Genomic DNA, 13,045 nt, shown 5'->3' on the forward strand with positions numbered 1-13,045 from the left:
TCACATAACCGTGACCATCAAGGAACATCCTTGGTTAGGATCACAAAATATGGCGGTACGGTGCTTTTGCACCACATCAGGTGAGGATACCCGCGTGGCATCCCGAACACGCAATTCATGGCTTGTCAGGCTGTCGCGTTTGCGACGGATGAAGCGCGCACGCACGATGACGACCCTCGGTCTTGTCGTATTGGGGCCGCTGTTGGCATTGGCCACCTATTTGGCACTTGGTCCGCTGGATCAGGGCAGCACCGATACCCTGCGCCTGATTTTATTGCTTGATCTGGTCTATATTCTTGTACTTGCCGCTTTGGTTATGTCGGAGGTTGCGCGTCTGATCGCAGCGCGGCGTGCGAAATCCGCAGGCTCGCGGCTGCATTTGCGCCTAACGGGGGTGTTTGCCCTGATGGCGCTGATCCCGACAGTATCTGTCGCCGTCTTCGCCGTGCTGACAATCAACGTCGGGATTGAGGGCTGGTTTTCGGAACGGGTGCGCGTGGTAGTAGGCAATTCGCTTCTGGCCGCTGAAGCGTATGCCGATGAAGAACGTCAAGGCCTGCGCGACGATGCCTTGGGCCTTGCGCGCAGTATTGACCGTGCACGGCGCACCGGAACACGGCTCGGCGATAGCGAGTTGCTGAGCGAGGGCCAGCGGCAGGTCCAGCGCGGCCTGCGCGAAGCATATATGATCGACGGCACCGCCGAAATCCGCGCGCGCGGGGATCGATCATACCTGTTTGACTATGATCGCCCCTCACCGGAGGAGATCGCCGCCGCTAACGTAACCGATGTACAAATCATCGAAGACTGGACCAATAATGAATTCCGCGCACTTGTGCGGCTGAATTCATTTGTAGACCGCTTTTTGTACATCACCCGCGAGGTTGATGGCGAAATCCTTAGCCTGCTCGACGATACACAGGAAACCATCCGCCTCTATCAACAACTGGAGAGCGAGCGGGGCCGTATGCTGTTTGAATTCGGCCTTCTGTATCTGGCCTTTGCGGTGATCATTATTCTGGCCGCAGTCTGGCTGGGCCTGTGGTTTGCAGAGCGTCTGTCCGGCCCTGTTGGGCGGCTGACCGGTGCGGCGCAGCAGGTCGGGGCAGGGGATCTGGATGTACAGGTGCGCGAAGATGAAGGTGACGATGAAATCGCCATGCTGGGCCGGTATTTCAACCAGATGACCAAGCAACTGAAGGTTCAGCGCAACACGCTGCTGGACAACACCCGCCAGATCGAACGCCGCCGCCGCCTGTTTGATTCCGTGCTCAGCTCGGTCACCTCCGGTGTTGTGGGCCTTGATCCCGAAGGACGGGTCACCTTTGTGAACCGCTCGGCGATGCGCTTGCTGGATTGGGAGGAAGACCAGCAATCCCTTGCCCTCGCCGTCGCCGTGCCGGAGTTCGGGCCGCTCTACGAGACATTGACAACCACCGCAACGGAAGCAAGCCAGCAGGAAATCAAGGTCTCGCGACAGGGACGCCTAGAAAATCTGCTTGTGCGCATGGCGACACGTCGCACCGATGACGGGCGCCTTGAGGGGTATGTTGTCGCTTTTGATGATGTGACCGATCTGGTCAGCGCCCAGCGCATGGCCGCGTGGGGTGATGTGGCGCGCCGCATCGCGCATGAAATCAAAAACCCGCTGACGCCGATCCAGCTTTCCGCCGAGCGTATCAAGCGCAAATTCGGCCCGAAACTGGGCGATGACCAGGAAAGCCTTGACCAGATGACAGGCGTGATCATCCGCCAGACGGGTGATCTGCGACGGATCGTAGACGAATTTTCAAAATTCGCCCGCATGCCGGAACCCGAGCGTAGGCCACAAAACCTGACGCAACTTGTACGCGATGCGGTGCTGCTGCAAAAAACAGGACGCCCAGACATAAAGCTGGTTTCTGACTTGCCTTCTGAAGAAATCCCCGCGCTCATCGATGGAACAATGATTACACAGGCGTTAACAAATCTTATCAAAAATGCAGGTGAAGCGATCGATACACTTCGTGAAAAAGGCGCACCCGACGGGCTGGAACCGCAGGTGCATGTGGCACTGAAAGCAACCAACGGTTCTGCGCATATTATAATCGCTGACAATGGCATCGGTCTGCCGGAAGACCGTGCGCGCCTGTTCGAGCCTTATGTAACAACGCGCAGCGAAGGCACGGGCCTTGGTTTGCCAATCGTGAAAAAAATTATTGAGGAGCACGGCGGTAGCCTGATCCTTTCGGATGCTCCCGTCTTCGCGGGGCAAAATCACTTTGGTGCCATGGCGGAAATTATTCTGCCGCTAGGTGCTGATAATATTACGGGCGACGAGGAGCAAAACCATGAGTGATATTCTGATTGTAGATGACGAGCGTGATATCCGCGAACTGATCTCGGATATTCTGGAGGATGAGGGTTTTGCTACGCGCCTTGCAGGAAACTCCGACGATGCGATGGCCGCCGTCAATACCGAACCACCGGCGCTGATGATCCTCGATATCTGGCTCAAGGACAGCAAGATGGATGGCATCGACATCCTCAAAACCGTCAAACGGGATAATCCGGACGTGCCGGTTGTCATCATCTCGGGTCATGGAAACGTGGAAATTGCAGTCGCGGCGATCAAACAGGGTGCATACGATTTCATCGAAAAACCTTTCAACATTGACCAGTTGATGGTCGTTATCCGGCGCGCCATGGAAACCTCACGCCTGCGCCGCGAGAATCTTAGCCTTAAGCGCAAGGATAGCTCCAATACCGAAATGATCGGCAACTCAGGCGCCTTCCGCACGCTTGTCAGCCAGCTTGACAAAGTGACCAAATCCAATGGCCGCGTCATGCTGACCGGCCCTGCGGGCGCGGGCAAGGAAGTTGCCGCGCGTTATATCCACGCCAATTCCAACCGTGCCTCGGCCCCTTTCATCACCGTCAATTGCGCCGGTGTCGCACCAGACCGGATGGAGGAAGTTCTGTTCGGCCGCGAAACCCCCGAGCGCGGCGTCGAGCCGGGATTGCTGGAGCAAGGCCACGGTGGCGTTGTGTATTTTGACGAGGTGGCGGATATGCCGCTGGGGACCCAGTCCAAAATCCTGCGCGTGCTGGTAGACCAGCAATTCACCCGCGTCGGTGGCAATGACAAGGTCCGCGTCGATCTGCGGGTCATCTCCAGCACAAACAAGGACCTCGCCGCCGAAATCGCGGCAGAGACCTTCCGCGAAGAACTCTATCACCGCCTCAACGTGGTTCCGATTGCCGTGCCGTCCCTGGCCGAACGGCGCGAGGATATACCGCTGCTTGCCGCACATTTCATATCGGAATTCAACGCCACTCAAGGCCTGCCACAACGCGAAATTACCGATGACGCGCAAGCGTTGATGCAGACAATGGTGTGGCCGGGCAATGTGCGCCAGTTGAAAAACATGGTCGAACGCGTCCTGATCCTAGGCGAAGGCACCGCTCCGATCGAGGCGCGCGAATTGCCCGGAGAGGATGATCACGGCGAAGAGGAAGGCCGCGTCGTTCTGTCCGGCACCATGGCCAGCTTGCCGCTGCGCGAAGCCCGCGAGGCATTCGAGCGCGAATACCTGCTGACCCAGATCAACCGTTTTGGCGGCAACATCAGCCGCACTGCAAACTTCGTCGGGATGGAACGCTCGGCCCTTCACCGCAAACTCAAAAGCCTCGGCGTCGTGACATCCGCAAAATCCGGCACCCGTGTGGCCCACGTCGACGATTAGGCCCTATTTCTTTTGGCCTGAAATATCCCGGGGAATCCCCCCGTCAGGGGGGATGGGGCTGGCCCCTTCTTTATACATTTGAATTGACCGGACCGGTCCCATCTGACATCTCTTGCCCATTCAGGCACCGGCGTCTCGCGCGTGCAGCATAGACCCAGCAAGGAATTTTCCCGTTATGAAAGTTATCATTTGCGGTGCAGGTCAGGTCGGCTGGCAGATTGCGCGCCACCTGTCGGGTGAACGCAACGATGTCACCGTGGTTGACAGCAATACCGATCTGGTGCGGCGCGCCACTGATACCCTTGACGTTCAGGGCGTCGCAGGTTTTGCCAGCTATCCCGATGTTCTGGACCGTGCAGGCGCGCGCGATGCAGACATGATCATCGCGGCAACCCACTCGGACGAGGTAAATATGGTGACCTGTCAGGTCGCGCATTCGATTTTCGGCATCAACCGCAAGATCGCGCGCCTGCGTTCGCAATCCTATCTGGATGCGATCTATTCCGATCTCTACCGCCGTGATCATTTGCCAATTGACGTGGTCATCAGCCCCGAGCGTGAGGTGGCGGCCGCAGCACTGCAACGGCTGGCTGCACCTGCCGCCTTTGATACAGAACTGTTTATGGACGGCCACGCGCAACTGCTGGGTATCAATCTGGACGAGGACAGTCCGGTGCTCAACACGCCGCTGCGCCAGCTGACAGATTTGTTCTCCACCCTGCGGGCCGTGGTCGTCGGTGTGCGCCGCGATGGCAGGTTGTTTGCTCCCGAACCCAAAGACCAGCTTTTTGCCGGCGATGATGCCTACATTTTTGTTCATCTCGATGACATCTCCCGCGCGATGGAGATTTTCGGGAAAAAATCCTCCAGCCAGGAACGGGTTGTGCTGGTTGGCGGCGGTAATGTCGGCCTTTCGGTTGCGCTTACGCTTGAAAAACGGGCAAAACGTATCCGCACTAAAGTTATCGAAAAAAGCCGCCACTCGGCCGAACGCGCGGCGGAAGCGCTGGAGCGTACAATTGTCCTGAACGGTGACGGGCTGGATGCTGCGCTGCTGGCCGAGGCGGGGATCAGCCGCGCGGATGCCATGTTGGCGGTTACCGATGACGATAAAACCAATATGCTGGCTTGTGTGCGTGCCAAGGCCGAGGGCTGCCCCTACGTGATCGCCCTGATCAATGATCCCACACTGGTGCCATTGATGCAGCCGCTGGGCATCGATGCCTATATCAACCCGCGCTCGACAACGGTCAGTTCGATTTTACGCCACATCCGCCATGGCCGTGTGCGCGAGGTCTATTCCATCGGTGATGCCGAAGCCGAAGTGATCGAGGCCGAAGTCCTCTCCACATCTCCGATTGCCGGTAAAAAGATTCACGAGATCGACTTCCCCGAAGGGGCGCTGGTGGGGGCTGTGCGCAAGGGCAACGATATCATCCGGCCGCGCGGCGATACCCGCATCGAGGAGGGGGACGTGATTGCGGTCTTCGTTCTGACAAAGGATGTCGCACAGCTTGAACAGCTGATGCAGGTGTCGATCGACTTTTTTTAATGGGGTCGCTGTGAGCCGTGTTAACAAACTTCGACACGATCTGACACAGCTGCCGCTGTTCCTGATGATGTTCGGGATGGGCGCTGTATCGATGTTTGTGCCCGCCACTTATGCGCTGCTGGCCGACAGGCACGGCGCCAGTCAGGCCTTTTTCTATGCCGGATTGCTTGGAACGGTAACCTGTTTGCTGATCGGTGTGGCACACGCAGGCCGTCCCACACGGCAAAGCCCGCTTGGCCCGCTGTTGTCGCTGTTGTCGGCGTTTGTGTTCTTGCCCGCGGTCTTTGCTGTCCCGGTTGTTGAAACTCTGCCGACAACGCGGTTTTTCAATGCCTATTTCGAAATGCTCAGCGCGCTGACCACCACCGGAGCGACCTTGTTCGACGATCCCGCGCGGCTAAGCCCTACCTTGCATCTGTGGCGCGCGCAGGTTGGCTGGATGGGCGGGTTGCTGATGTGGGTTGCCGCGGTTGCCATTCTTGCGCCGCTCAATCTGGGCGGGTTCGAGGTTACGGCACAGGCCGAGCCGGGCAGGCAGGAAACCGGCCTGTATACAAATGCCCCCTCCAGCCCGCGGCGCCGTATCCTGCGTGCATTGCGCACGCTTGCGCCGCTCTACGCGGGGCTGACAATTTTACTGTGGGTGTTACTGGTGATTTCTGGGCAGGAACCCTTTGGTGCGATTTGTCATGCAATGTCGGTGATGGCGACATCGGGAATCACTGCAGGCGGAGACGCAGCATCCGGAGGGGTGATCGCAGAGATTGTAATGGCCATGTTCATGTTATTTGCGCTGTCCCGCCTGACGTTTTCATCCGACACAATCACCGCCACCCAAGGCGGCCTACGCACTGATCCCGAATTCCGCATCGGTCTTGGCATTATCGCGCTGGTGCCGCTGGTTCTATTCCTGCGCCACTTTTCCGGCGCAATCGATCTGGACAAGGGACAGTCGGTCCTCAGCGCGATCAGGGCGCTTTGGGGGTCGGTCTTTACGGTGATATCGTTCCTTTCAACCACCGGTTTTGTTTCCGAACACTGGAGCGAGACACAAAGCTGGTCGGGCCTGCGCACTCCGGGGATGATCCTTATGGGGCTGGCACTGGTGGGTGGCGGTGTTGCGACGACTGCAGGCGGAGTAAAGTTGCTGCGCGTATTTGCCCTTTACCTCAACGGTGTACGCGAGATGGAGCGGCTGGTGCATCCCAGCTCTGTTTCCGGTGCCGGATTGGTGGGGCGGCGTTTGCAATCGGGTGGCGCGTTTATCGCGTGGATTTTCTTCATGCTTTTTGCACTGTCGTTTGCGGCTGTTACGCTTGCGCTGTCCCTTGTGGGCGTTTCATTTGACGAGGCGCTGGTGCTGTCGATTGCCATGCTCTCGACCACAGGTCCACTAACAGAAGTTGGCGGTGAAAGCCCGATTTCCCTGATGGCGCTTGGCGATTCCGCCAAAGCCATTCTCGCTGGCGCAATGATTTTGGGGCGGCTTGAAACCCTGGCAATTATTGCCCTGCTGACCCCCGATCTGTGGCGTAGCTGACACGGGCGCGCTTTTGGCGCAACAAATCCTTGATTTTGGGGGTGGATACTTGGTTATTGCCACTACATAGTCTCAACAGACTGGCCGATTGCGGCAAACGACAAGAATAAATGAAAGATCAAACTTATGGCGTCTGACAGACAGAACCTACAGGATGCGTTCCTGAACCACGTACGCAAAACCAAAGTGCCAGTAACGATTTTCCTGATTAACGGGGTCAAGCTGCAAGGTGTGATCACTTGGTTTGATAATTTCTGCGTTCTGCTGCGCCGTGATGGCCAATCGCAACTGGTGTATAAACACGCGATTTCCACCATCATGCCAAGCCAGCCGATCAGCTTGTATGAGGGCGAAGACGCTTCTTGAGCAAACCTGATTTCCAGATAGACGAGACAGACGGCCCTGCGCAGACACGCGCATGGGTTCTGCATCCCGACATCAAAAACAATAATGACCGGCGTGATCCCGTGCCAGCACTGGCCGAAGCGGTTGCGCTGGCCGAAGCCTTGCCTGACCTTCAGGTGGTCGGACAGGATATCGTGCCGTTGCGCACGGTGAACGCGGGCCATTTGTTTGGGTCGGGCAAGATAGAAGAAATCCGCAAGCTTCTGGACGAAAACGAGGTTGAACTGGTACTGGTTGACGGGCCGGTTACACCTGTTCAGCAGCGAAATCTGGAAAAAGCATGGAATGTTAAGCTGCTTGATCGCACGGGCCTGATCCTGGAAATTTTCAGCGACCGTGCCGCCACCCGGGAAGGGGTGTTGCAGGTCGAAATGGCAGCGCTGAATTACCAGCGGACCCGCCTTGTGCGCGCCTGGACACACCTGGAGCGCCAGCGCGGCGGACTGGGTTTCGTCGGCGGACCGGGCGAGACACAGATCGAAGCCGACCGCCGCGCCATTGACGACCAGTTGGTACGTTTGCGCCGCCAGCTGGAAAAAGTAGTAAAAACCCGAGCATTGCACCGCGCTGCACGGGCAAAAATACCCTATCCGATTGTCGCGCTTGTTGGATACACAAACGCCGGAAAATCTACGCTGTTCAACCGGTTGACCGGTGCGGATGTGATGGTGAAGGACATGCTGTTTGCCACCCTTGATCCGACCATGCGCAGCCTTGAGTTGCTCGATGGGCCTGAAATAATCCTCAGCGATACAGTTGGCTTCATTTCTGATTTGCCGACTGAACTGGTTGCCGCGTTCCGCGCCACGCTGGAGGAGGTGCTGGCCGCTGACATCATCTTGCATGTGCGCGATATTTCGCACGCCGAAACCGAAACGCAGGCGCGTGATGTGCGCGAAATCCTCACCTCGCTCGGGGTGCCGGAGGATACCCGAACTTTCGAGGTCTGGAACAAAATCGACCTGTTGCCGCAAGAGGCCGCGAATGCAAAGCGCGAGCGCGCCGCACGGGATGACACGGTGATTACGATTTCGGCCATCTCGGGAGAAGGGCTGGATACATTGCAAGCGGTTGTCGCCGAAGCACTGCAGGGAGCGTTGCGCACAGCCGAACTGTCATTGAGCTTTGCAGAAGGGCGAAAGCGTGCATGGCTATTTGCACAGGACATTGTGATCAAGGAAACCCAGACCGACGAGGGTTTTGACATCACCGTGCGATGGTCGGCAGATGTCGAAGCTGCTTACCAGCGCTTGTAAATTTTCGCGCAACTCTCGAAACGCCGCTCCAGCGCCCTAGCTGATGTTCATGCTAACACGGAGCCGCTGAATGTCGTATTTTATTGTTTATATCGTCACGTTTATTGTGTTTCTTTGCGCCGATTATTTCGGTTTAAGTTATTTGATCAAACCGCTGTTCAGCCGGTCTATCGGTCCTTTGATGCTGGAGCAGTTTCGCGTTCTGCCAGCGTTCTTGTTTTACGCTTTCTTGATCTTTGTGGTGATGTGGTTTGTCGCATGGCCGGCACTGAACGAAGGACATTCGCTGCTCTGGGTCTTTGGATCGGCGGCTTTGCTGGGGGCTGCGGCCTACGGCACATATGAGTTTACCAATTTTGCGGTATTGCGCGACTGGACGGTGCAAATGGTGGTGGCAGATTTGACGTGGGGGACGATTTTAACCGGAGGATCCGCTACCGTTGGTGTTGCTGTGACGCGCGCCTTGGGGGGGTGAAAAATAGTGAGGTGATACGGGGGCCAGCCCCCATCGGCCTTTGGCCGATTCCCCCGGGATATTTTTGGCCAAAAGAAATAGGGTGTCAGGCGCCGGTTGCCGCGGCGAAACGCCATGCGCCGGGTTTTAGCTGGTTAAGGTGCCAATTGCCGACCTGAATTCGGATCAGGCGCAGGGTTGGTAAGCCGACATGTGCTGTCATTCGGCGCACCTGTCTGTTTTTACCCTCTGTAATTGTGATGCTGAGCCATGCATCGGGAACGGATTTGCGGAACCTGACAGGCGGGTCGCGGGGCCAGAGATCAGCCGGCGGGGATGCGAGATCGGCAAGGGCTGGTTTTGTTTTACCGTCCTTGAGTGTGACACCTTTGCGCAGGGCGTTCAGGGCGTGCTGATCCGGTGTGCCTTCGACCTGCACGAGATAGGTTTTTTGCAATTTGTATTTCGGATTCGAGATGCGCGCTTGAAGGGGGCCGTGATCTGTAAGGATCATCAGCCCTTCGCTGTCGCGATCAAGGCGGCCTGCGGGGTAGAAGCCTTTTTCATCGATATAGCGCGACAGTGTCGGGCGCGGCGATCCTTCAGTGCCCTTGTCGGTGAATTGGGACAACACACCGTAGGGCTTGTTAAACAGGATGACGCGGGTGCTCATGGGGCTTGCGGGATCAGCAGGGTCACACCAACGGCGGCTGCGCGCGCAAGGTCCTGATCAAGCGACATGGGAATATATTCACCGCGCCGCCAGAGTTGAGCCAGATCGTCATAGTGGCGTGACAGGAAGTGGCCGGACTGACCTGTGGACAATACAAACACCGAGCTGTCGGGATCAGCGAAGTCGTAAACGCCACGGTATCCGGCACCATGTACGTTGTGAAACGGATCGGGATCGGTGCCTTTGGTGCGGCCACGCATCAATGTATGATCCCCCCCCGAAGTGCTTTGACGGATGTTCACAAAATAGCGCAGCACCGGTACCGAGCCGAGAACAGGGTGATCATGGGTGGCTTGATGGGCATCGCCCCAGCGCAGAGACTCAAGCGCGGTGCCGTATTGCTGGGATATCTCCAGCAAAGCATCATCAAGGGCCAGTCGCGCCATATCTGCGCAGGTTTCAACGGGCGCGGATTGAAAGACATCGCACCACGCAGAAGCCCCTTCGACATCACGGAAAACCCGTTCGATGAAAATCGGTTCTACGTGGCTAAATTCTGGGGTAAGTGCGCCTAGTTCGTCACGGATGAGTCGGTCCTGAAGCGCGCGCAGCCATGTGGTGTAGATCAGCGGTTCCGGCAGGTGCTCATTCATTTCACCTGACCATCCTGCCAGCAAGCTAAGGGCGCGCTGGCGAAAGGCTTCGGGCGTGCCATCGGGAGCGGCTTCGCCGGTAAACCATAGTTCGGCACCGATTAGCGGCAGAAGCGAGCGCGCAGTGTAGCTGACCGTATCCAGCTGCGCCTCGATAAAGCTGTCGCGGGTGTGAACCTGACGGCCCTGCATCAAGCGCTGCCAGCGTTTTATTCGCTGCGTGTCCCCCCAGAGGTACGAGATGTGGTTCGGGAAGGGCCGGTCAACCATTTTGTTATTAGTGTTGCCGAGGATGCCGCCGGAAGGGGCCACAAACCCCGGGTTCGCGGTGAAGGGCAGCATACCCTGCCAACGGTTGCTTTCGATCCATCCAGGGCTGGGAAGGCGGCCTTTACTTTGATGGTTGGGGTCGCGCTTGGGCGCGGCGCCGATTGTCTTCATTGCGATGGTGGTGTGGTCGACGAGCGTGAGGTTTTGTGAAGGTGCGATGAAACGCTTCGCCGCAGCAATCCCTTCGCCAACCGTCTTGGCGTGCATCAGTTCCATCGCTGCCTGCAATGTCGTGTCGCGCTGGCTGAGTACAGTCCAGTTGACCGAAGCAACATGGCCGGGCGGTGTGATTGCGCCCAGATTATAGTGGCTGCCCGGCAGGACGGGGCCATTGTCTGTCCAGCGCAGGGTGAGGGTGACGGGATCAAGGTCCTTTACGTTGATGATCGACGCACGGGTGCGGAACTTTTTGAACCCGTCAGGCGTGCGGTATTCCTCCCGGTTGGCGGGGTTCAGTTCTTCGATATAGACATCCTGATCGTCCAGATAGGATGATGTCAGACCCCAGCCCAGATCGGCGGAGCGCCCCGTAAGCACAACAGGAATGCCGGGAATGGTGGCACCGATGACGCCACCGGTGTCCAGTTCAAGGCGTGCAAGGTACCAGATCGCGGGCGCGGTGAACCCCAAATGGGGATCATTGGCCAACAGCGTTCCGCCCGAGGCAGAACGGGAGGGAGCCGCCGCCCAAGCGTTGGAAGCCCCAGCCAAAGCGGTGCGTTTGAACGGCGATAGCGCATGCGGGGTGAAGGGCTTTGTCTCGGCGAAGCGCTGTGCGGTTGGAAACAAGCTGGCGTATTCCGGCAGCGCTGCCACGCCGGTGCCAGGGGCATCAGGCATGATATCACGCAAGCGTTTGTCATCGGGCAGGGCCAGTGACACACGCGCGCGCAAAACTTCGGCATCCATATGCCCTGACAGTTGCAGTCCCATCAATTTGACGAGTGCGATGCTGTCTGCGGGCCGCCACGGGGCCATCGCCGCGTTAAACAGGAACATCTCGGGCGCACCACGGCCAAGTGCCTCGGTGTTGATTTGATCAAGGCGCGCGTTCACGCCGGCGGCGTAGGCGCGCAGCGCACTTTGTGTCGGCGCATCCAGCGCTTCGAAAGAGGCCACCGAAAGCGCATAGATGTCAAAGCGGCGCAGAAGTTTGTCAGTGTCCAGCGTTGCCGCGCCGAAAACTTCTGACAGCCGGCCCTGCGCGGTGCGCCGCATGGTGGTCATCTGCCAGAGGCGGTCTTGGGCATGGGCAAACCCGAGGCCGAAAAACACATCTTCGTCCTGTGCGCCAAAAATATGGGGCACATTTGCGTTATCGCGCACGATCTCGACGGGGCGTTCCAGATTGGGCACCTCGACTTCAGCATTGTATTCGGGCAGCGAACGGGAGGCGAGCCAATAAACCATGCCAACCACCAGCACAGTGACAACCAGCAATGTTGCGGCAATGCGAACAAGCCAGCGGAACACTTTCGCCATAAGATAACCCTCCGAAATCACGCCAACCCGTCTTTGACCCTGCGGACCACGGTGTTAGGTATGCGCAGCAATAGCGCAACATCAAAGCAAGGAAAAGCACATGGCAAAGCTGGCGTTTTTAGGTCTGGGCGTAATGGGCGCACCAATGGCAGGGCATCTGCAAAAAGCAGGGCACGACGTGACAGTCTATAACCGCACTCAGGCAAAGGCGGAGGAATGGGCCAAGACCTACGGCGGCACCCATGCAGATACACCGCACGCGGCTGCACAGGGCGCGGATTTTGTCATGGCGTGTGTCGGCAACGATGATGACTTGCGCTCGGTGACGCTGGGCGAGGACGGCGCATTTGCTGGTATGCAGGCCGGTGCAGTGTTTGTGGATCACACAACCGTGTCGGCGGCTGTCACACGTGAGCTTTATGCGGCGGCGGATGAAGCCAGGATCAGTTTTATCGATGCGCCGATTTCAGGCGGACAGGCGGGAGCCGAAAACGCGGCTCTGTCGATCATGTGCGGGGGAGATGCCGATGCATTAGACCGTGCGTTGCCGGTAATGGAGGTTTACTCCAAAATATGCCGGCGGATTGGTGACAGTGGTGCGGGGCAGATGACCAAGATGTGCAACCAGATTGCGATTGCGGGTGTCGTTCAGGGGCTGTCAGAGGCGCTGCATTTCGCCGAGAAAGCTGGCCTTGACGGGCGCGCGGTGGTCGAGGTGATCTCCCAAGGGGCGGCGGGAAGCTGGCAGATGGCCAACCGCTATGAAACCATGCTGGATGACGAATTTGATCACGGATTTGCTGTTGACTGGATGCGCAAGGATTTGGGCATCTGTCTGGACACGGCAGATGAAACAGGCGCAAGCCTGCCGCTGACCGCGTTGGTTGACCAGTTTTACAAGGATGTCCAGAAACTGGGCGGCGGGCGTTGGGACACGTCCAGCCTGATCCAGCGTTTGCGCAAAATGGGATAGTG

At 57.8% G+C, this 13,045-nt stretch carries 10 protein-coding genes; 8 read left to right on the forward strand and 2 right to left on the reverse strand.

The window, feature by feature from the left end; translation table 11 throughout:
- Positions 1-148 precede the first annotated feature (148 nt).
- The 7 genes from OS189_RS03345 to OS189_RS03375 all read left to right on the forward strand — a co-directional run bounded on the left by OS189_RS03345 (position 149) and on the right by OS189_RS03375 (position 8,953).
- The gene (locus tag OS189_RS03345) at positions 149-2,338 is read left to right on the forward strand and encodes a sensor histidine kinase NtrY-like (RefSeq protein WP_267166065.1); all 2,190 of its coding nucleotides are present in this window, start codon (positions 149-151) and stop codon (positions 2,336-2,338) included.
- A complete protein-coding gene (ntrX, locus tag OS189_RS03350) occupies positions 2,331-3,725 on the forward strand; it encodes a nitrogen assimilation response regulator NtrX (RefSeq protein WP_267165852.1) in 1,395 nt (464 codons plus the stop codon). The genes OS189_RS03345 and ntrX overlap by 8 nt, the downstream gene beginning before the upstream one ends.
- Positions 3,726-3,900: 175 nt before the next feature.
- Positions 3,901-5,277 carry a Trk system potassium transporter TrkA gene (gene trkA, locus OS189_RS03355; protein ID WP_267165853.1) on the forward strand — a complete coding sequence of 459 codons (1,377 nt, stop codon included), beginning with the start codon at positions 3,901-3,903 and terminating at the stop codon, positions 5,275-5,277.
- A 10-nt stretch (positions 5,278-5,287) separates the two neighbouring features.
- On the forward strand, positions 5,288-6,817 hold the full coding sequence (locus tag OS189_RS03360) for a TrkH family potassium uptake protein (protein ID WP_267165854.1): 1,530 nt from the start codon (positions 5,288-5,290) through the stop codon (positions 6,815-6,817).
- A 126-nt stretch (positions 6,818-6,943) separates the two neighbouring features.
- Positions 6,944-7,183 (forward strand): RNA chaperone Hfq, encoded by a 240-nt coding sequence (gene hfq, locus OS189_RS03365; RefSeq protein WP_007119530.1) that lies wholly within the window; start codon positions 6,944-6,946, stop codon positions 7,181-7,183.
- Positions 7,180-8,478, forward strand: a complete 1,299-nt coding sequence (gene hflX, locus OS189_RS03370) for a GTPase HflX (RefSeq protein WP_267165855.1) — start codon at positions 7,180-7,182, stop codon at positions 8,476-8,478. Before hfq ends, hflX begins: the two co-directional genes overlap by 4 nt.
- A gap of 70 nt (positions 8,479-8,548) precedes the next feature.
- The gene (locus OS189_RS03375; RefSeq protein ID WP_267165856.1) at positions 8,549-8,953 is read left to right on the forward strand and encodes a DUF2177 family protein; all 405 of its coding nucleotides are present in this window, start codon (positions 8,549-8,551) and stop codon (positions 8,951-8,953) included.
- An 85-nt stretch (positions 8,954-9,038) separates the two neighbouring features.
- Here the strand turns inward: OS189_RS03375 and OS189_RS03380 are convergent, their stop codons facing one another.
- Complete coding sequence (locus OS189_RS03380) at positions 9,039-9,605, reverse strand: pseudouridine synthase (protein WP_267165857.1); 567 nt, start codon at positions 9,603-9,605, stop codon at positions 9,039-9,041.
- On the reverse strand, positions 9,602-12,070 hold the full coding sequence (locus tag OS189_RS03385) for a penicillin acylase family protein (protein WP_267165858.1): 2,469 nt from the start codon (positions 12,068-12,070) through the stop codon (positions 9,602-9,604). Before OS189_RS03385 ends, OS189_RS03380 begins: the two co-directional genes overlap by 4 nt.
- Before the next feature lie 70 nt (positions 12,071-12,140).
- On the opposite strand from OS189_RS03385, the gene OS189_RS03390 reads away from it, so the two are divergent.
- Complete coding sequence (locus OS189_RS03390) at positions 12,141-13,043, forward strand: NAD(P)-dependent oxidoreductase (protein WP_267166066.1); 903 nt, start codon at positions 12,141-12,143, stop codon at positions 13,041-13,043.
- Positions 13,044-13,045 lie beyond the last annotated feature (2 nt).

The organism is Sulfitobacter sp. F26169L (genome assembly GCF_026410285.1).
GTDB lineage: Bacteria > Pseudomonadota > Alphaproteobacteria > Rhodobacterales > Rhodobacteraceae > Sulfitobacter.